The organism is Bifidobacterium leontopitheci, from assembly GCF_009193355.1.
GTDB lineage: Bacteria > Actinomycetota > Actinomycetes > Actinomycetales > Bifidobacteriaceae > Bifidobacterium > Bifidobacterium leontopitheci.
Map to the genome: position 1 here is coordinate 1 of NZ_WBVT01000024.1, position 20,396 is coordinate 20,396.

11 protein-coding genes are annotated in these 20,396 nt (G+C 67.1%); 6 read left to right on the forward strand and 5 right to left on the reverse strand.

Translation table 11 applies throughout. The features are described 5' to 3' along the window. Positions 1-186: 186 nt before the first annotated feature. Positions 187-5,979, reverse strand: a complete 5,793-nt coding sequence (locus F7D09_RS07610) for a discoidin domain-containing protein (protein ID WP_152234798.1) — start codon at positions 5,977-5,979, stop codon at positions 187-189. A gap of 387 nt (positions 5,980-6,366) precedes the next feature. Here F7D09_RS07610 and F7D09_RS07615 point away from each other — a divergent pair, with 387 nt between their 5' ends. Both F7D09_RS07615 and thiC read left to right on the forward strand, forming a co-directional pair. Beyond that, positions 6,367-7,269, forward strand: a complete 903-nt coding sequence (locus F7D09_RS07615; protein ID WP_152234799.1) for a hydroxyethylthiazole kinase — start codon at positions 6,367-6,369, stop codon at positions 7,267-7,269. A 154-nt stretch (positions 7,270-7,423) separates the two neighbouring features. Next, complete coding sequence (gene thiC / locus F7D09_RS07620) at positions 7,424-10,174, forward strand: phosphomethylpyrimidine synthase ThiC (protein ID WP_152234800.1); 2,751 nt, start codon at positions 7,424-7,426, stop codon at positions 10,172-10,174. Positions 10,175-10,410: 236 nt separating this feature from the next. Here the strand turns inward: thiC and F7D09_RS07625 are convergent, their stop codons facing one another. Beyond that, positions 10,411-11,625 carry an ATP-binding protein gene (locus F7D09_RS07625; protein ID WP_319792555.1) on the reverse strand — a complete coding sequence of 405 codons (1,215 nt, stop codon included), beginning with the start codon at positions 11,623-11,625 and terminating at the stop codon, positions 10,411-10,413. Positions 11,626-11,934: 309 nt separating this feature from the next. Between F7D09_RS07625 and thiD the strand changes: the two genes are divergently transcribed. Continuing rightward, positions 11,935-12,858: a bifunctional hydroxymethylpyrimidine kinase/phosphomethylpyrimidine kinase gene (thiD, locus tag F7D09_RS07630; RefSeq protein WP_376863510.1), complete on the forward strand. Its 924-nt coding sequence runs from the start codon at positions 11,935-11,937 to the stop codon at positions 12,856-12,858. Between the two features lie 180 nt (positions 12,859-13,038). After that, positions 13,039-13,437 (forward strand): thiamine-binding protein, encoded by a 399-nt coding sequence (locus F7D09_RS07635; RefSeq protein ID WP_152234801.1) that lies wholly within the window; start codon positions 13,039-13,041, stop codon positions 13,435-13,437. 427 nt (positions 13,438-13,864) lie between these two features. Here F7D09_RS07635 and F7D09_RS07640 read toward each other — a convergent pair whose 3' ends face one another. Further along, positions 13,865-14,281 (reverse strand): DUF3052 domain-containing protein, encoded by a 417-nt coding sequence (locus F7D09_RS07640; protein ID WP_152234802.1) that lies wholly within the window; start codon positions 14,279-14,281, stop codon positions 13,865-13,867. Between the two features lie 84 nt (positions 14,282-14,365). Then, positions 14,366-15,247, reverse strand: a complete 882-nt coding sequence (locus F7D09_RS07645; protein WP_152234803.1) for a YlbL family protein — start codon at positions 15,245-15,247, stop codon at positions 14,366-14,368. Between the two features lie 52 nt (positions 15,248-15,299). Between F7D09_RS07645 and F7D09_RS07650 the strand changes: the two genes are divergently transcribed. After that, positions 15,300-16,904 carry a zinc-dependent metalloprotease gene (locus F7D09_RS07650; protein WP_152234804.1) on the forward strand — a complete coding sequence of 535 codons (1,605 nt, stop codon included), beginning with the start codon at positions 15,300-15,302 and terminating at the stop codon, positions 16,902-16,904. Positions 16,905-17,079: 175 nt separating this feature from the next. Here the strand turns inward: F7D09_RS07650 and F7D09_RS07655 are convergent, their stop codons facing one another. Then, positions 17,080-18,621, reverse strand: coding sequence for an ATP-dependent helicase (locus F7D09_RS07655; protein ID WP_376863513.1), 1,542 nt, complete (start codon positions 18,619-18,621; stop codon positions 17,080-17,082). 155 nt (positions 18,622-18,776) lie between these two features. On the opposite strand from F7D09_RS07655, the gene F7D09_RS07660 reads away from it, so the two are divergent. Beyond that, on the forward strand, positions 18,777-20,390 hold the full coding sequence (locus F7D09_RS07660) for a phosphotransferase (protein ID WP_152234830.1): 1,614 nt from the start codon (positions 18,777-18,779) through the stop codon (positions 20,388-20,390). The last annotated feature ends 6 nt before the right edge of the window (positions 20,391-20,396 follow it).

Below are 20,396 nucleotides of genomic sequence, written 5' to 3' on the forward strand. Positions count from 1 at the left end.
ATCAGGTCCGCGACCTTCCTCATGAAACCGTCGTCGTAATGACGCCTGCGATCCCCACACATGAGAAACCGCACCTCCAATCATCGAATCTGCATTATCGCAGTCCAACAATCGGGGTGCAGTTCAGGATGCGGGGGCTTTCCGTTCAGTCGACCGGGCCGTCAGTTCACGGCCGGGTCAACCATGTCACGCGCGGCGACGACGGCTCAGGGCGATGCCTGCGCCGGCCGCGAGCATGAGGCCGGCGGCGACGGCGACGGTGGTCACCGCGGCGCCGGTGGAGCTCAGGCCGCCGGACTTCTCCGTCAGACCCTTGCGGGCGGCGTCGAGCGCGGAGAGCGCGGCGTCGACCTGCGTCTGGGTGGCGGAGGCGTTCGCCGAGACGGCCTTGGCCTGGGCGAGCGCGGCCTCGAACACCTTCCAGGAGGCGTCCGTGTACTTGGACGAGTCAAGCTTCTCGGCCTCGACCTTCTTGATCGCGGCGTCGAGCTTGGTCTTGTCCACGCGCTCCGGCTTCGGCGTGGGCTCGGGTTCCGGCTCCGGCGTCTCGCCCTTCTCGATCAGGCCGTCGAACGCGGTCTGCAGCGAGATCGTCGCGTTCTTGACCTCGGTCTCGGTGGCGTCGGCCTTGGCGCTGATCTGCTTGGCGTACTCGAGCGCGGCGGCGTAGGTGTTCCACGAGTCCTCGGTGTACTTGGACTCGTCGAGCTTCTTGCCTTCGACGTCCTTGATCAGCTTGTCGAGCGCGGTCTTGTCGACCTGTTCAGGCTCCGGCTCGGGCTGCTTCTCCTCGAGCGCGGCGCGGGCGTCGGTCAGCGTCTTGAGCGCGGCGTCGACCTCGTCCTGCGTGGCGTCGGCCTTGGCGCTGACGGCCTGCGCGGCCTTGAGCGCGTCGGCGAGGGCGGTCCAGCTGTCCTGCGTGTACTTGGACTCGTCGAGCTTCTCGTCCTCGATGGCCTTGATGGCCTTGTTGAGGGCGGTCTTGTCGACGGTGGGCGCGGGCTTGCTCACGGTGATGTCGATCGTGGCGGTCTTGCCCTGGTAGGTGACGGTCACGGTCTTGTCGGCTTCGGTGAGCTTCGCGTCGAGCGCCGGCTTGAACGTGAAGTCCTTGGCGGTCGCGTCGCCGTAGGTCACGTCCTTGGTGGTGCCGTCGCTGTAGTGCTCGGTGACCACGAGTCCGGCCGGGTCGAAGGACTCGCCGACCAGGTAGGTGCGCTTGGTCGGCTGCGTCTTGACGCTGATGGACTCGAGGGTCGGGGCCGGCGGCTCCGGGGTCTCGCCGTTCACCTTGATGGTGAACGTCTTGGTCACGCTGCCGCTGTAGTTCACGATGCCCTTGACGGTGACCTTCGCCTCGCCGGCCGCGGTGTTGTCCGCGTACTCGAGCACGTAGTCGACGCCGTAGGTGAGCGTCTTGCCGTCGACCTTGACCACGACGTCCTTCGTGTCGAAGACGGCCGGGTTGTCGGCGTCGACCTTATCGACGGTCAGCTCGGCGGGCACGGTGACCTCGGCCTTGCTGATGTCGGTGGTCTCGACGGCCTTGCGCAGGCGGATCTCGGCGGCGGACATGAAGCGGTCGTTGCCGGAGTCGGCGTACGTGTGGACGGCCTTGAGGCGCACGTACTTGGTGGTCACCGGCTGGTCGAACTTCGCGATCTTCCATTCGTAGTCGGTGGTCCAGGTGCCGGTGCCGGCGTCGGTCCAGTCGGTGCCGTTGTCGGAGACCTGCAGCTTGTACTCGGTCACGTTGCCGTTCTTGCTGGAGGCCGGGCGCGGCAGGTAGCGCAGCGCGTCGAGCTTGGTGGCTTCCTTGAGCTCGAAGGCGATCCACAGGTCGTCCAGCGTGGTGGGCGTCCAGTTGGAGTGCCAGTACGTGTTGACGTTGCCGTCCTTGACGTAATCCTTCGGGCCTTCGGTGGAGCCGCCGCCGGTGGTCTGCTCGCTGCCGGCGGTGACGGTCATGTCGGCGGCCGGGTAGTCGCGGGCGTCGGAGTCGGCGGTGTCGGGCTGCTCCTTGCCGAGGTTGATGGTGAAGGTCTCGCGGGTGGCGTGGTCCTCGGACTCGGTGATCACGCGGATCACGTTGTCGTGCGCGGGCAGCACGGTCACGGACGCGTTGTCCTTGCCGGTGGCCTCGACGTCGGCCACGAGGGCCGGCGTGTTGTAGGAGCCGGACGCGAGCGCGGACTCGGAGACCGCGGTGCCGTTGACCTTGAGGGAGGCGAGGCCTGCCGCCGTGTTCGTGGTGAACGTGGTGGTGGCGACCTTGAGCTCGATCTCGGTCAGGCCGGTGCTCACCACGCCGCTGGACGTGGTGGTGTCGGCGTTGGTGATGGTGAAGCGGACGAACGTCGCGCCGGTGGGTGCGAAGTCGTAGGTGTACGGCTTGACGCGGTCGGAGGACTCGGCCGTGGCGATGGTCTCCTTGGCGTTGAGCTGGGTCCAGTCGGTGCCGTTGTCGGAGACTTCGATCTTCGTGGTGCCGGCGTCCGGGAAGGTCACGGACGACGTGTCACGGAAGAAGTACATGACGATCTGGCCGAGCGTCTGCTGGGTCGCGTACTCGAACGTGATCTGCGCCGTGTTGTGACCGGCCTTCGACCATGCCCAGTTGGTCCATGCGGACGGGTTGGGGCCGCCGGAGAGGTTCGGGTCGACGGTGGTGGAGCCGTTCTTGATGGCGTCCAGCGTGTCGGACTGCGAGCCTTCGGGGATGTCCTGCGTCAGCTTCATCGCGTTGCCGGAGACGCTGTCGCCGATGGTGACGGTCGCCTTCTGCACGCGGATGGTGGCGGTGACGGCGATGTCCTTGCCGAAGACGGTCGCCTTGCCGGGCACCACCACGGTGCCGGCCTCGTCGTACTTGCTGTCGGCGGGCTTGGTCCAGGTCACGGCGAAGTTGGCGCTGGTCACGGTGCCGTCGGAGAGCACGAGCGGGCGGGACTCGGGCAGCACGGCGGGCGTGCCGACCTGGGTCGTGGCCGAGTAGTTGAGCAGCGCGCCGCCCTCGTCGATCATCGTGACGCGCACGCTGATCGTCTGGTCGGCGACGGTGCCGGTCACGGTGAACGTGCCGGCCTTGGCGACCTGCTCGTCGGTGACCTCGCCCCACGTGACGTTCTGGCGGTCCTTGGTGCCGTCGGAGTAGCGCACCTCGACGTCGGTCGGCAGCGTGGGCTTGTTGCCGGTCTTCACGTAGTAGTTGCGCGCGTAGTAGAAGCCGTCGATGGTCTTGGCGGTGGTGGAGCCGGGCACGGCGGTCGTGGTGATCGTCGTGGTCGCGGCCTTGAGGCCCTCGGCCGTGGCGGTCACCTTGATGGTGCCGGCGGTCTTGGTGGACTGGACGATGGCGACCAGCTTACCGCTGAACGCCTTGCGGTTGTCCTCCTGATAGGACTGGTGGTCCGTGGTCTTGCCGTTGTCGACGGCGAGGAGCTTGCCGGCGCCCTCGACCTTGAACGTGACGCGGTCGGCGGCGTTCGGCACGGTGTTGCCGTTCGCGTCGGTCACGTCGACGGTGACGTAGCTGAGGGACTTGCCGTCGGCGGAGATCTCGGTCTTGTCGGCCTCGGCCTTGAGCTGGGAGGCGGCACCCGTGGTGGTCACGGAGGAGCGGCCCTCGGCGTCGGTGATCTGCTTGCCGTCCTTGTCGAACGCCTCGGCGGTGATGGTGCCTTCGGCCCACTTGACGTTCCAGGTCAGGTACATGTTCTTGTCGGCGGTCGAGTTCTTGCCCTCGCCGTCATAGGTCTGGTACGTGTACCCGGCCGCGGTGGTGTGGGTGGTGAAGCTCTTCTCGCCGATCAGCTGCTTCTCGGTGCTGCCCTTCGGGGTGAAGTACAGCTTGACCTTGGCGGCGTCGGTGTAGACGACGACCGGCACGTTGCCGTTGGAGTCCTTGGCGACGACGTCGCCGTTCCAGGCCGGCAGGATGTGCAGCGTGTGGGACTTCGTGTTCCACTGGGAGCGGTAGAAGTAGTAGCTGTCCTTGGGCAGGCCGGCGGTGTCGACGATGCCGAAGTAGGAGTTCTTCGGCGACGGCCAGGTGCCCTTGGCGCCCGCGTCGGTGCCGTTCCACGGGGTCGGCTCGCCGAGGTAGTCGAAGCCGGTCCACACGTACTCGCCGGCGACGAAGTCGCGCTGGATCACGTCGTACCATGCGGAGCTGGCGGTCGCGCCCCAGCCGACGGCGTAGTTGTCGTAGCTGGTGAGCTGCTGGTCGCTGGTCGAGCCGGTGGTGACGTTGTAGATGCCGCGGCTGTTGATCGCCGAGGCGGTCTCGGAGCCGTACAGCTTCCAGGTCGGGTGGGCCTGGTGCGTGGAGTCGTAGAGCGAGCCGTTCTCGTAGTTGGCGCCCACGACGCCGCCCGCGGCGGTCAGCGCGTCGCCCATCGTGTTGGACTCGTTCCAGTTGGCCTTGATCTTGTTGTCGCCGTAGGTGGCCGGGCGGGTGGCGTCGGCCGCGGTGGTCCAGCGGGTGAGCTTGGCGGAAATCTGCGGGAAGTCGGAGACGCCGCCGGAGATGCCCTCCATCATTTCGTTGCCGGTCGACCACATGATGATGGACGGGTCGTTACGGTCGCGGTTGATGGTCGAGGTCAGGTCGAACTTGGCCCAGGACTCGTCCTTGTCGCCGCCGAGGATCTGGTTGTCCGCAGCGATGGTCTGGTCGAAGTACTTGGCGTAGTCCTCGGTGTTGCCGTTCTTGGCGCGGTTCCAGCCGTCGAAGATCTCCTCGATGACGAGGATGCCCTCCTCGTTGCAGATGTCGATGAGGGCCTTGGCGGCGGTGTTGTGCGTGGTGCGGATCGAGTTGACGCCCATGTCCTTGAGGATGCGGACCTGGCGGGCGATGGCGCTGTGGTTGGCGACCGAGCCGAGCGAACCCTGGTCATGGTGCATGGAGACGCCCTTGAGCTTGACCTTGACGCCGTTGAGCGAGAAGCCGGTGTTCGCGTCGAAGCTGGTCCAGCGGAAGCCGTACGTGGTGTCGTAGGTGTCGACGGTCTTGCCGGCCACCTGCACCTCGGTGCGCACCGTGTACAGGTTCGGGTTCTCGACGCTCCACAGCTTCGGCTTGGCGGCGGTGATGGTGGACGCGACGTCCGCGCTCTTGCCGGCCGCGACGGACTTGGCGTCGGTGGTGACGGTGCCGATCGCGGCGGAGGTCTCGCCGCCCTTGGGGAACACGGTCTGCTTAAGGGTGACGTCCGCGGCCGCGTCGGTGTTGTTGGAGACGGTCGTGGTGAGGTTCATCGTCACGTCGCCGCCGTTCTGCTCGGCGAGCTTCGGCGTGGTGACGGCGACGCCGTCGCCGGCGACGTGCACGCCGTCGGTGACGGTAAGGGTGACGTCACGATAGATGCCGGAGCCGGAGTAGAAGCGCGAGGACGGGGTCTTGTGGTCGACCTTGACGACGATCGTGTTCTCGGCGCCGAACCTGGCGTTCTTGGTCAGGTCGAACGAGAACGGCGAGTAGCCGTAGGGATGCTCGCCGAGCTTGACGCCGTTGAGCCAGACGGTCGCGTTCATGTACACGCCGTCGAAGTTGATGCTCACCTGCTTGCCGGCAAGGCCCTTGTCAAGGGTGAAGGTCTTGCGGTACCAGCCGGTGCCGCCCGGCAGATAGGCGCTTTCGGCCTCGCCGGACTGCGTGTACTTCTGCGTGATGCTGTAGTCGTGCGGCAGGGAGATCTGCTGCCAGGCGGAGTCATCGAAATCGGGATCCTGCGCGGCGATGGCGTCCGACATCTTGAACTTCCAGTTCGCGTCGAAGTCGGTGGTGCGCGCCTGATCGGCCTCCACGCGGTTGGCGTAGACCACCTCGGGGGTGGAGCTCATCTGCGTGGTGGAGTCGGCACGGGTCGCGGTGTCGGCCGCCGACGCGCCGATCGCCCCCATGCCCAGTGGAATGGATAGAGCCACGGCTGCGGCGAAAGCCACCACGCGGCCACCAAATCTGTGCACTGTCATCCAGTTTCCTTCTTCATTGAATTAACGAGCGTCCGCTGTGGCGCTCCTTGCTGCGGTCGACATACCTGCGCCGGCGCATGGCCGGAGACGGTACCTTTCCCGTATTCTCCCCTATTCTACCGAACTGGACGACATTTATGTAAAGAAACTTAACAATTAAACGGCCCGGCGCGTCGCGGGCGGACTGCGCGAGAGCCCGGCTGCCGCCCGTCTGCCGGTCCGGATGTGGCCTTTACCACACGCACCCTTGAAACGCAAGACCTATGTCCATATTGGGCCATACGTTTGGTTACGTAATGCAGGGGAACCCGCGCCACGCGAGTTGAGAAAGGCCGAAGCCTGACCCTTAGAACCTGTTGGTCAAGACCATCGTAGGGAGCAATGGATATGAGCATCGAACACATCGAAGTACCGGCGAACGCCCCGGCAGGCGACACGCGCGACGCCGCGCCTGACATCCGCCGGCGCATCGCGCGGGCCGTGGGCGACGTGCGCGGACGCACCCCGCTCGCCCAGTCGTTCACCAACTTCGTCACCATCAACCTCGTCGCCAACGCGCAGCTCGCCGCCGGCGGCACCGCCGCGATGAGCTTCCTGCCGGACGACATCATCGACACCGCCGCCATCTCGGGCGCTGACTACATCAACGTGGGCACGCTACTGCCGTTCTATAAGGACGCCCTGCCGCAGGTGGCGCGCGCGTTCCACACGGCCTCGCACCCGTGGGTGCTCGATCCGGTCGCGGCCGGCATCGGCGCCACGCGCACCGCTATCCTGACCTCCTTCAAGCGCTGGCCGCCGACCATCGTGCGCGGCAACGCCTCCGAGATCATCGCGCTCGACGCGATGTGGGGGCTCGGCGACGCGGACACCGCCTCACGGCCTGCCGGCGTGGAATCCGTGGACGCAGTGGACAGCGCCGTCGCGGCGGCCCTGCGGCTCGCCCGGTTCATGGCCGCGCACAACGGCATCGGCAAGGCGGCGGTCGCCGTAAGCGGCGCCGTCGATCTGGTCACCGACGGCGAGGACGTGTACCGGCTGCCCGGCGGCAGCGCGATGATGACGAAGATCACCGGCGCCGGCTGCTCGCTCGGCGGCGTGACCGCCGTGTACCTTGCCGTGGCCGACCCGCTGACCGCGGCGCTGGCCTCCACGGCGCTGTACAACCGCGCCGGCGAGATCGCCGAACGCCACAGCGCCGGCCCCGGCTCGTTCCAGACGGCGTTGCTGGACGCCCTGTGGAACCTGACCGCCGAACAGGTCGCCGAAAGCGAAATCCTGCGCGACTGAACCATCACAGACTTGCCCCCGCTGGCGGGGGCGGCCGGCCGCAAGCCGGCCGGGGCGGCACGCCAGAGCAGTACCAAGCCGCCTTCCGTCGCCTCGCGACGTCTCCCGCCAGCGGGAGGAAGAGTGGAAACCACAACAATTAAAGGAACACCACATGAGCAATGAATATCCCTACGCGTCGATGCGCGACAGCTTCGACCTGTCCGCGTATTTCGTCGTCGGCCCGGACGACTGCAAGGGCCGCCCGCTGACCGACGTGATCGACCAGGCGCTGCACGGCGGCGCCACGTTCATCCAGCTGCGCGCCAAGGGCGCCGACGCCTCCGAGCTGACCGAAATGGCCCGCGACATCGCGCAGATCATCGAGGACAACGAGAAGTCCGACTCCGTCGCCTTCGTCATCGACGACCGCGCCGACGTGGTCTGGCAGGCCCGCCGCAAGGGCATCAAGGTCGACGGCGTGCACATCGGCCAGACCGACATGGAGCCGCGCGAGGCCCGCGCCCTGCTCGGCGACGAGGCCATCGTCGGCCTTTCCGCCGAAACCGAGTCGCTGGTCAAGGTCATCAACGAGCTGCCCGACGGCTGCATCGACTACATCGGCGCCGGCCCCCTGCACGTCTCCACCACCAAGCCCGAGGCGTCCGTCGGCGGCAACGACGGCTCCGGCCGCACGCTTGACGCCAAGCAGATCGACACCATCTGCGCCGCGTCCGAGTTCCCGGTCGTCGTCGGCGGCGGCGTGACCGCTGCCGACATGGCCATGCTCGCCGGCACCAAGGCAGCCGGCTGGTTCGCCGTCTCCGCCATTGCCGGCGCTGAGAACCCGGAGGAGGCCACCCGCGAGATGGTCGCCGGCTGGAAGGCCGTGCGCGGCGACAAGCGCCACGGCTACGCGCCGCGCATCGTGACCCACAACCCGGCCACCGACACGCAGGCCGCGCAGGAGGGCACCGCGCAGCCCGGCTCCGAAGCCACCGAGAAGAAGTTCACCAACGCCAAGGAGGCCAAGGAGGCGCAGAAGCTCGCCAAGCAGCAGCGCGTCGACATCGCCGCCCGCGGCTCCAAGCAGCGTGACAAGGCGCATATCCGCAAGACGAAGTCCGTGCCGTTCTCCTACGAGTACGGCTCGTACGACCTCGAGGTGCCGTACACCGAGATCAAGCTCTCCGACACGCCCGGCGTCGGCCCGAACCCGCCGTTCCACGACTACAACACCGAAGGCCCCAAGTGCGACCCGAAGGAAGGCCTCAAGCCGCTTCGTCTCGACTGGATCCGCGACCGCGGCGACGTCGAAGAGTACGAGGGCCGTGCCCGCAACCTCGAGGATGACGGCAAGCGCGCCATCAAGCGCGGCCGCGCGACGAAGGAATGGCGTGGCCGCTCGCACAAGCCGATGCGCGCCAAGGACCACCCGATCACCCAGATGTGGTACGCCCGCCACGGCATCATCACCCCGGAGATGCAGTACGTGGCGACCCGCGAGAACTGCGACGTGGAGCTCGTGCGCTCCGAGCTGGCCGCAGGCCGCGCCGTCATGCCGTGCAACATCAACCACCCGGAGGCCGAGCCGATGATCATCGGTTCGAAGTTCCTCACCAAGCTCAACGCGAACATGGGCAACTCGGCCGTCACCTCGTCCATCGACGAGGAGGTGGAGAAGCTCACGTGGGCCACCAAGTGGGGCGCCGACACCGTCATGGACCTGTCGACCGGCAACGACATCCACACCACCCGCGAGTGGATCCTGCGCAACTCCCCTGTGCCGATCGGCACCGTGCCGATGTACCAGGCGCTCGAGAAGGTCGAGGACGACGCGAGCAAGCTGTCGTGGGAGCTGTTCCGCGACACCGTCATCGAGCAGTGCGAGCAGGGCGTCGACTACATGACCATCCACGCCGGCGTGCTGCTGCGCTACGTGCCGCTCACGGCGAACCGCGTCACCGGCATCGTCTCGCGCGGCGGCTCCATCATGGCCGACTGGTGCCTGCGCCATCATCAGGAGAGCTTCCTGTACACGCATTTCGACGAGCTGTGCGACATCTTCGCCAAGTACGACGTCGCGTTCTCGCTCGGCGACGGCCTGCGCCCCGGCTCGCTGGCGGACGCCAACGACGCGGCCCAGCTGTCCGAGCTCATGACGCTGGGCGAGCTCACCCAGCGTGCATGGGACAAGGACGTGCAGGTCATGATCGAAGGCCCGGGCCACGTGCCGTTCGACACCGTGCGCATGAACATCGAGCTGGAGAAGGCCGTGTGCAAGGGCGCCCCGTTCTACACGCTGGGACCGCTGACGACCGACACCGCCCCCGGCTACGACCACATCACCTCCGCGATCGGCGCCACCGAGATCGGCCGTTACGGCACCGCCATGCTGTGCTACGTGACGCCGAAGGAGCACCTCGGCCTGCCGAACAAGGATGACGTCAAGCAGGGCGTGATCGCCTACAAGATCGCCTGCCACGCGGCCGACATCGCCAAGCACCACCCGCACGCGCAGGACCGTGACGACGCGATCTCGAAGGCCCGCTTCGAGTTCCGCTGGCTCGACCAGTTCAACCTGAGCTACGACCCGGACACCGCCATCGCCTTCCACGACGACACGCTGCCCGCCGAGCCGGCCAAGATGGCGCACTTCTGCTCGATGTGCGGCCCGAAGTTCTGCTCGATGGCCATCTCGCAGAACATCCGCAAGGCCTTCGGCGGCGCCGCCGCGCAGGAGCAGATCGTCAAGGACTCGATCGCCGGCAAGATCCCGGCCACGGGCGAGACCGCCCCGGCCGCCGCGGATGGCGTCGTGTCCGCCAACGTGCTCAGCCCCGAGGAGATTCGCGCCGGCCTTGACGCGATGAGCGCGAAGTACACCGCCCAGGGCGGCAAGCTGTACTCCACCGCCACGGAGTAAATGACAGGCTGCTAGACAATGCCCCCGCTGGCGGGGGCTGTCGGCGGAGCCGACTGGGGGTGGTCATTGACTGGTGTCTGTGACACCACCGATACCACCCCCAGTCAGGCATTCGCCTGACAGCCCCCGCCAGCGGGGGCATTGTCGTATCAACCAACACTCTCGCCCCCGCTGGCGGGGGCTGTCTCGCGCAGCGAGACTGGGGGTGGATCACACCACGCCGCCGCCGTCCGGAGCTACTCCATGCGCTGGCGCAGTTCCGGGCGTCGTTCCACGCGTTCGAACGCGGTCATCAGGTCGCTCGCGCGGATCGCACCGCGCTTGTCCTTGGCCGCCACGAGCGCGGCCTCCGTCCAGATGGCGCACACTTCGGCGCCACTCCAGCCTTCGGTGCGGGCGGCGACATCGGCGAGCGGAAGAACCCCCTCGGTGGTCAGCGCACGCTCCTGCACCTCGAGGATGCGCAGACGGTCGTGCTCGCTGGGCATGGGGAACGGAATCTGCCAGTCGAAACGCCCCGGACGCAGCAACGCCGGGTCCACATCCTCGATGCGGTTCGTGGCGGCGACCACCACGACGTTGCCTTTCGAGGCGAAACCGTCCATCAGCGTGAGCAGCTGGGCGACGAGCCGCTTGCCGACGCCGTTCGTGTCGTTGTCGCGCGAGGAGGCGATCGAGTCGATCTCGTCGAAGAAGATGATCGCGCGCTTGTCGGCCTGCGCGGCGGCGAAGATCATGCGCAACGTCTCCTCGCTGTCGCCCACGTACTTGCTGACGATCGTCGGGCCGGAGACCAGGTAGAACTGCGCGTCGGCCACGTTCGCGATGATGCGCGCCAGATGCGTCTTGCCGGTGCCGGGCGCGCCGGTGAAAATCACGCCTTTGATCGGCTTGGCGCCGATGGCGCGCATCTGCTCGCTGTTGCCCAGCTGCGTCTCGATGAGCTCCTGGGCGCGGGCGACGACACGCTCGTAACCGCCGAACGAGGCGAACGTGAGACTCGGGTCGTCGCCGGGCATGATCCGGTACTGTTTGATGTCGTCGTCATGGTCGGACTCGCCAGGCCGGATCGCGGTCGGCCACAGCACCCGTTCGATGCCGAACAGGTCGGTGAACTCCACTGTGTTGCCGGGCATGATGTTGGCCGGATACTCCCCCTCCAGCAGTTCCAGGCCGTCCGACGTCTCGATGACCACGCAGTCGTCGAGCGCTCGCCTGACCACGCCGACGCGCGGCTTGACCGGCCACACGTCTGCCGGCACCTTCGTGTAGAAGTCGGTGCCGATGAGCAGCACGTCGCCCACGTCGAACACCTCTTGCCGCGGAAACGTCAGCCGCGTGGTGCGGCCGTTCTGCATGACCGCGTAATAGGCGGTCCGGCCGTCGTCGAAGCCGGTGATGCGCGCCAGCACGCCGTCGTGTCGTCCCACCATGTCGGCGGTGTCCGTCATGTCGCCCATCGTCTCGCCGTCCCTTTCCTCAAGCCGGTGCTGTTCCTCGCCGCGTCCGCTGTACCACGCACGCCATGCCGCACGATTCCGCGAACCTCACCATACCATCACACATTCGCGCGAACCGCAAGAGCCGCCTGTGCGTCACGCTGCTCGCCCTCACCACGTGACGCGCGGCCCGAACCCCAGTATTTGCAACGCTTCTCACTACCGCGTCACCGTGCTCGGGAGAACAGCGTGACGCAAAGGCTCGTGCGGTCGGACGGTGTGACGCGGATAACCTATGCCGGCGATGATACGGCCGCTAGAATGGCCGGTATGACAGTTTCAACACCCATGCAAGACCATGCAGGCCGCACGACGCTGCCCGCAGTGCTCACCGTCGCCGGCAGCGACTCGTCGGGCGGCGCCGGCATCCAGGCCGACCTCAAGACCATGCTCGCCAACGGCGTGTTCGGCATGAGCGCGATCACCGCTCTCACCGCGCAGAACACGATGGGCGTGACCGGCGTGGAGAACGTGTCGCCCGAGATGGTGGCCGCGCAGATCGACGCCGTGTTCGCCGACATTCCGCCGCAGGCCGTCAAGATCGGCATGGTCTCCTCGGCGCCGCTCATCGAGGCCATCGCGGACCGTCTTGCCGCCCACCACGCGACGAACGTGGTGCTCGACCCGGTCATGGTCGCCACGTCGGGCGCGCGGCTCATCGACAACGACGCGATCGACGCGCTCACGTCACGGCTGTTCCCGCTGGCGACGGTCATCACGCCGAACATTCCGGAGACCGAGGTGCTGCTGGAGTTGGGCGGCGGTCAGGCAGCGGCCGACGACGCCGTCGCGCAGCATGCCGCCGAGTGGACCGGGGATGCGGCAAGCGAAACCGGTAGCGCCACGATCGCCGGTCCGGCGGCCATGGAGACGGCCGGACGCGCGATCGAGCGGCGATACGGCTGCGCGGTGCTCGTCAAGGGCGGTCACGGTGTCGCCGACGCCAGCGACCTGCTGGTGAGCGGCGGCGCGACGACGTGGTTCCATGGCACGCGCGTGGACAATCCGAACACGCACGGCACCGGCTGCACGCTGTCGTCGGCGATCGCCTCGAACCTGGCCAAGGGCGAGACGCTGGAGGGCGCGATCCGGCTGGCGAAGGTATACCTGACCGGTGCGCTCGAGGCGCAGCTCGACCTCGGCCACGGCTCCGGCCCGATGGACCACGCGTGGCGCTGGCGTTAGCCGCAACCACCTTTCCCGCTCGCGCTGGCAGGGTCTGTGTCTGACGGGGTGGACGACGGCGGATACGCCGGTGACCACCCACGGCTTCGTCGACAGCGTCCGCCAGCGGGGGCGTCATACACCGCTATATGTTGTACGAGCGGCCGTCCACGGTCGTCCGTTGTTTGAAAGGACCATATCATGACATTCGACCGCAATGCGGTAAGGCAGGAAGTCCCGATCGACCCGAAGACCGGCAAGCCGTATCTCAACACCGTCGCCGCAATCCAGGTGTCGGCGAACGGCGTCGGCTCCGAGGTCTCCCCGTACGTCTCGCAGGCAATCGAGGTGATTCGCGAGTCCGGATTGCCGCAGGAGACGAACGCCCTGTTCACCAACGTGGAGGGCGATCTTGACGAGGTGCTGCGCGTCGCCGGCGACGCGGCGAAGAAGCTCGCCGAGCAGGGGTATCGCACGAGCCTCGTGCTGCATATGGACATCCGCCCCGGATTCACCGGCCAGCTGACCGAAAAGCCGAAGCTGGTCGACGAGATCCTCGCGGCGAAGCACCGGCAGGATGAGAAAGCTGACGCTGAATAGCTGGCAGACCACTAGACATCGTCCCATCGTCACAGCGGGTAGCTACCCGCTGTGACAGACTTGCACCGCGCATGCGAAAAACCGCGGGAAATCACGAAAACCGCGGAAAACTAGAGGAAACCGCCTTCGCAAACACCCGTCACTTGGATGCGTCACAGCGGGTAGCTACCCGCTGTGACATTATGAGGACACAAGAGGGCGGAGATGGAGGGAGGAGCGACCGGCTGAAGATGACGGCGGCGGCTCCCCAGTCGTCGCCCGCGTGACGCTCCCCCAGTCAGCTCCGCTGACAGCGTCCTGCAATCAAGGACTGCCTTCGGCAGGCTCAATACCGGTTCGCTGTCGCTCGCACCTCGCCTATAAACAGCTCCGCTGTCTGCTTCACGGCTCGGCCCTCCACCGAGGGGATCAAGGGAGGGGAGGCCGATCAGCGGCCCTTGCCGAAGGCGCGCAGGCGGATGCCGTTCCAGTCGGGGCTGACGGTGAGCGGCGTCGCGGCGTTCATGCCGGCGGTCTTCGCCGCGGACTGGACGGTGCTGGAGCTTGCCGCGCCCGGACGTCCCGGCTTCGGCGTGAGCACCCAGAAGGGGCCGTCATCGCCGACGACCGAATAGGCATCGACGATGGTGTCGGACAGCTCGTCCTCATCATCGCCGTCGCGCCACCATACGATTGCGCCGTCTACGGCCGAATCGTAGTCCTCGTCGACAAGATCCTCGCCCGTCAGATTCTCGATCTTGGCGCGGATCGAATCATCGACGTCATCATCCCACAGCCATTCCTGCACGATGTCGCCGGAGCGGAACCCAAATTCTTCACCATTCTGTGATGCCGTTTCATTCACGAAAGACACCTTACCAAAACACGGGGAACACACGCGTTACGATATCGAAAATCGTTCAACATCCGGGAAACCGCCGTCAGCCGCTCACGACGCCGAACAACCCTCAAGTGCCCCCGTCTGCCCTTTGCCGATGGCGACGAGCGCCTTGTACGCCTCGTCGAGCGTGGACACCTTGACGACCGTCAGGCCTTGCGGCACATGGCCGACGACCTCATCACAGTTCGACTCCGGGGCGAGGAACCACGTGGCCCCGTCGCGTTTCGCGCCGATCATCTTGAGTCGGATGCCGCCGATCGCGCCCACCGTGCCTTTGGCGTCGATGGTGCCGGTGCCGGCGATGGTCTTGCCGCCGGTCTCGTTCTCCCCGGTCAGCTTGTCGATGACGCCGAGCGTGTACATCATGCCGGCCGAGGGGCCGCCGATGCCGTCGATGTGCATGGAGACCTTGACGCCGGAGACGTCCTTGCCCATGTGCTTGAGGTAGGCGAGCGCGGCCTTCGTGGCGGCGCTCTGCGAGGAGTCCATCTGCTGCGAGGTCTCCTTGGCGTACTCCTCGCTCGTCTGACCGACCGGGAAGACGACCTCCTGCGGCAGCACGGTCTGGTTCTTGTCAAGCCAGCCGACAAGCGCCTCGCCGTTGGTGACCGGATAGCCGGGCACGCCGGACGCGTTGACGGTGACGAGCAGCAGCTTGCCGGAATCCTTGTGCGTCGTGGCGCCGGTGACGGCGATGACCTGTTCGCCCGACGCCTTGCCGAGGACGTCCTGCGTGGGTCCGGGGCCTTCCACCGTGTAGGCGGACGGCAGCAGCAGGATCACGATGCCCAGCGCCACGGCCAGCGTGCCCGCATAGTAGCGCAACGGTCGGCGGCTTTCGGGGATGAGGCCCACATAGGCGAGGGCGCGGCGCAGCATCGTTTGTGCGCTGTGCGCGTGAAGTCGGCGTTTTGACTGCATGTTCGGCATACCTCCCATATTATGGAATCAACTGACAGTACCACGTAAGGCGGGGAACACCATGGATGAGAACGCTATGCGGCAGTGGTTCATCGACTGCTTCGGCCCGGTTCAGGGCGAGATGGCCTGGAATCAGCTGTCCCAGCTGCCGGAGGAGATTCGCGAGCAGCTCATGAGCCAGGACGCCAGCAAGTTGCCGAAGCCCGCCGAGGTGCAAGCGCTCATGCAGGCGTTCACCTCGGGCGGCCTGAACACGTTCGGCGACATGAAGCGCACGGTCGAATCCGGTCCGATCAACGTGAGCCTCGCGAAGACGATCGCCCTGCAGCGCGCGAACGCCGACGGCTCGCAGGCCACAGTGAGCGCGCAGGCCGCCGACGAGACGCGCCGGGCGGTCAGCGAGGCGAACCTGTGGCTGGACACCGCGTGCGAGTTCGACCCCGCGCCGGGCGACATGGAGATGCTCACCCGCGCCGGATGGGTGGAGAACACGCTGGAATCGTGGGCGAAGTTCGCCGCGCCGGTCGCCCAGTCGATGAACGACGCGCTCGCCTCGGTCATCTCCGAACGTCTCGGCGACGCGTTCGGCGGCGAGATCGCCGGCGTGTTTGCAGGCCCTGTGCCCATCCCCATGCCGGACAACATGAAGGACCCCGCCCAGCTCATCAAACTGCTCGGCAACACGTCGTTCGCCATGCAGCTCGGCCAGGCGGCCGGCAAGCTCTCGCATGAGGTCAACGGCAGCTTCGACCAGGGCATCGCGCTGCTCAAGAGCCCCGCCGGCGGCCTGATCGTGCAGAACATCAGCGAATACGCCACGTCACTGAACATTCCGGTGGGCGAGGTGACGTCGTTCCTCGCGTTGCGTGAAATCGCCCACGCCCGCCTGTTCGCCGGCGTGCCGTGGCTCATGCCGCGTTTCGAGGCGCTGATCGGCAAGTATGCGCGCGGCATCACCATCGACCTCGACGCCATGGAGGAGCAGCTGCGCGACGCGACCTCGATGGACCCCGAGTCCATTTCGGGCGCGGTGAACCTGACGAAGGTCGGCATTCCCGACACGCCGGAGCAGAAGGAGGCGCTGGCCTCGCTGGAGACGCTCATGGCGCTGGTCGAAGGCTGGGTCGACTGCGTGACGTGGCGCGCCGGCATGGCGCACATCCCGCATATCGAACAGTTGCGTGAGATGATGCGGCGCAAGCGCGCGGTCGGCGGCCCTGCCGAGCGCACGTTCGAATCGCTGCTGGGCATGCAGCTGCGCCCGAAGCGGATGCGCGAGGCCGCGGTCATCTGGGAGCGCATCACCGCGGCCGAGGGCGCCGAGGTGCGCGACGCCAAGTGGTCGCACCCGGACCTGCTGCCGCAACTGCCGGCGGATGACGGTGCGCCTGCGGCAGGCGGCGAGGCGGCCGGCAATCAGACGTCCGGCACGACGTCCGCGCTCGAGCAGACGGCCGACGCCGCTATCGGCAACGGTGACGCCACGCCGGCAGGCGGTGGCGCTGCGACTGGCGACGGCATCGACTGGGACGCCGAGCTGACCAAGCTCCTCGACGAAGAGCAAGGCAGCGACGGCAGCGGTGACGCTGACAGCGCCGATAACGGCGACACTGACACTGGCAACGACACCCCCGACAGCAACGCCCCCGGCGACAATCGACACTGACCGAACCGCCGAACTACCGAACCGCCGAACTACCGGTCCCAAACCATCCCCGCAATCATCCTGCGTCACGCGGGCCGCCCGGCCCACGTGACGCACCCGCAAAAACCGTTGCAAACACTACGTTTTACAACTCACGTCACACGGGCCGGACGGCCCACTTGACGTGAGCGACGCATCAGCTGAGGAAGCGGCTGGGCGAGCGGCCCTGATAGGCGCCCTCGTTCTTGGCGCGCGCGAACGACATGTGCAGGCCGCGCTCCGCACGCGTCACTCCCACGTACAGCAGCCGCCGCTCCTCCTCAAGCCCCTCCCCCGGCCCCGGGGAGCCGTACGGCAGCAGGCCTTCCGAGCATCCGATGATGAACACGTACGGGAACTCGAGGCCCTTTGATGCGTGGATCGTCGAGACGGTCACCGACGACGCGGCCACGCTCAGCCCCTTGGCCTCGAGCAACGCCAGCTTCTCCTGCGCATCGTCGGCGAGCGCCGAATTCTGCCATCCCGAGTCCCTGCGCACCCGGTAGTGCAGCCCTTGCGCCCGCAACGCCGCGCACAGGGCGGGCTGCTGGGCGTTGATGCGAGTGAGGATTGCACAGTCGGACGGTTTGACGCCGCCTTTGACCAGTCGTGCGATGCGGGCGGCCACGCCGTGCGCCTCCTCAGTGTCATCGGCGTAGACGGTGTGGCCGACGCGCGGCCCGGTCTCACGGCCCGAGTGCAGGATCAGGTAGTCGTCGCGGTTCGGCGCGGCGGCGAGCACGCGGTTCGCGTACGAGACGACCTGCGGCGTGGATCGATAGTCGGTGTTGAGCGTGATGTCGGCGGCGAGCGGGCGGAATTCGTCGGCGAAGTGCAGCAGGTCGTAGCTGCTGGCGCCGGCGAACGAGTAGATGGTCTGCGCGGGGTCTCCGACCACGCACACGTTGCGGTTGCCGCCCGCCCCTGCACGCGCCGACCGTCCGTCGCCGCCGAGCCACAGCCGCATGAGCCGGTGCTGCAGCGGCGAGACGTCCTGGTATTCGTCGACGGTCAGCCAGCCGATGGATGAGCGGATAGAGGCGGCGGCCTCCTCGAAGTCGTCGAGCACATGGCAGGTGAGCAGCAGGATGTCGTCGAAGTCGATCTGCCCGCGCGCGGTCTTCTCCTGCTCGTAGGCGCGGATCACGTCAGCGAAGCGTTCGGCGTCGAGGTCGGCGGGCGGCGTGCGGTGGGTCGCCGAGCAGACGCGGCCGTAGTCCTCGGGCGCGATGAGCGACACCTTCGTCCAGTTGATCTCCGCCTGCACGTCGCGGATGGTCTGCGGCGACGTGTCGGATGCGTTGGTGACGCGCCGTATGGCACGGTCGATGGCGTCGCGCTGGTCGTCGCTCACGTGCGGGAACGGGGCCTCGCAGATGTCGTTCCATACGCGGCGCAACTGGTGGAGCGCGGCCGAGTGGAACGTGGCCGCGGTGACGTCGTCGCCGATGCCCAGCGCCGTGAACCGGGCGCGCATCTCCATGGCCGCCTTGACCGAGAACGTCACGGCGAGCACACGCCGCGGATCCCAGTCGCCGCGCGCGCACGCGTAGGCGATGCGCCGCGTCACGGTGCGCGTCTTGCCGGCGCCGGCGCCCGCGATGATGCGCACCGGCCCGTCGAGCGCGGTGACGGCGGCCATCTGGGACTCGTCAAGCCCTTCGAGAATCGCATCGGTCGGTGAGGTCATGGTATCCATTGTGCGCCATGGACGGCCGTAGCCACGCATCCGGAGGCCGCCGGTACGCTGCCAGCGTATCGGAGTGCGCACTTTCCGCACGTCATGCGGCCAGTCGGGCGACGACACGCCCTGTGATGTACTAGTGTGGGAATGTGACTCAACGAAGCAAGCTTATGTTGGCGGCGCTCGCCTCGGCATCCATGCCCGACATCGTCGTGGCCGGCGTCCGCAGCAGTGAACAGGCCAACGACACCGACGCGGCGGCGGGCATCGACCAGGCCGTGGTGCAGGATTCCGCCGGCAGGCTGTACGACGTGTACGCCTGCGAGAGCGAGGACGGTCGCAAGCGTCTCGCCGGCCGTGTGCGCGCCGCGCGCACGCTCGCGGACGCGAAGGACCCCAACGGGCTTGGGTTCGCGCTGGACCGTGTGCTTGCGTTCGTCGACGGCGAGGCCGACAAGGATACGGCTGACGGCACGACGGTGATGATGGCCGCGCATACCGTGGGCGTCGCCCGGCAGCTGGACCTGCTCACGTTGGATGACTGTGCGGCGATGGGTACGGCGATCGGCGCGATTCACCGGCTGCGGCCGAACTTTCTGCAGGCGGCGCAGTATCCGGTGTTCACCACCGGCCAGATCAGGGCGCAGCTGACCGCGTGGATCAAGCGGCTGCAGCAGGCGGGCCACGTGCCCTCGGAGATCACTTCGAGCTGGAGCCGGATCATGGAGACGGAAGGGCTGTGGTCGTTCGCCACATGCCCGGTGCACGGCGGGTTCGCCGACGGCGACGTGCTGTTCTCCGGCGCGACGATCACCGCGGTCACGAACTGGCAGAACATGCAGGTCAACGATCCGGCGCGTGACCTCGCCTGGATCTTCGGCAAGCTTGATGAAAGCCATCGCAACGCGGTGCTTGCCGCCTATGGGCGCATGATGGGCTCGCGGCTGGACGACCTGATCATGCTGCGCGCGAACCTGTGGCTGCAGATGGAGCAGGTGGGCGATTTCATCTCCGCGCTGTCGCGCGCGGACAGCCAGAAGATCATGCAGTTCAAGGCGCAGGTGGAGCGTCTCGCCCACCAGCTGAGCGCGTTCACCGCGAAGGCGGGCGCGTCCGGCACGTCGCGCGGCGCCGGCGCGAACGGTTCGAAGCCGCCGTCGACCATCACCGTGGGCACGTTGCTTGACGAGGGCGACCGTCGTCGCGAGGCCGCCGAGCGGCGTCGTCAGGCCGACGAGATGGCCGACCCCGGCGACCGCACCGACGAGACGGACCGTACCGGCTCGGCGGACATCCAGGCGGCGGGCGACCTCGACCCGCGCACTATGGGCGTCAGCTACGGCAGCGGATTCTCCACGGCACGTTCCGGCTCGTGGGACGAGGCGGCTGGCGTGGCGCGCACGAAGACGCACGACCAGCATCAGCCGGTCGGCTCCCAGTCGGCGACCATCACGCTCGGCCAGCTGGACAGCGCGACGGTCGAACCGGCGCTGGATGACGAACTGTCTGACGAGACCGACGATCATGAGCCGGTCGCCGCCGGCGCCGGTTCCGCGCGCTCCTCACAGGACGACATCGCGACCGTGACCGCCTCGCAGGCGTACGGCGACCGCTACGGCAAGTACGACGGCGCCGCGAAACGCAGCAACTACGATACGCCGACCATCTCGATACCGCTGCTCGAACGCGAGGAGCAGGCGATGCGTGACGCGCAGTCCGGACTGTCCGGCCATGCGACGTCCGAACATGCAACATCCGGCAACGCGGCAGCCGCCGGCGACTGACCGCCG

What these genes read in the sequence shown, in the direction of transcription:
- F7D09_RS07615 (WP_152234799.1), top strand. Translation starts at nt 6,367, where the DNA reads ATGAGCATCGAACACATCGAAGTACCGGCGAACGCCCCGGCAGGCGAC.
- F7D09_RS07645 (WP_152234803.1), bottom strand. Translation starts at nt 15,247, where the DNA reads ATGCCGAACATGCAGTCAAAACGCCGACTTCACGCGCACAGCGCACAA.
- F7D09_RS07625 (WP_319792555.1), bottom strand. Translation starts at nt 11,625, where the DNA reads ATGACGGACACCGCCGACATGGTGGGACGACACGACGGCGTGCTGGCG.
- F7D09_RS07635 (WP_152234801.1), top strand. Translation starts at nt 13,039, where the DNA reads ATGACATTCGACCGCAATGCGGTAAGGCAGGAAGTCCCGATCGACCCG.
- F7D09_RS07610 (WP_152234798.1), bottom strand. Translation starts at nt 5,979, where the DNA reads ATGACAGTGCACAGATTTGGTGGCCGCGTGGTGGCTTTCGCCGCAGCC.
- F7D09_RS07660 (WP_152234830.1), top strand. Translation starts at nt 18,777, where the DNA reads ATGTTGGCGGCGCTCGCCTCGGCATCCATGCCCGACATCGTCGTGGCC.
- thiD (WP_376863510.1), top strand. Translation starts at nt 11,935, where the DNA reads ATGGCCGGTATGACAGTTTCAACACCCATGCAAGACCATGCAGGCCGC.
- F7D09_RS07655 (WP_376863513.1), bottom strand. Translation starts at nt 18,621, where the DNA reads ATGGATACCATGACCTCACCGACCGATGCGATTCTCGAAGGGCTTGAC.
- thiC (WP_152234800.1), top strand. Translation starts at nt 7,424, where the DNA reads ATGAGCAATGAATATCCCTACGCGTCGATGCGCGACAGCTTCGACCTG.
- F7D09_RS07650 (WP_152234804.1), top strand. Translation starts at nt 15,300, where the DNA reads ATGGATGAGAACGCTATGCGGCAGTGGTTCATCGACTGCTTCGGCCCG.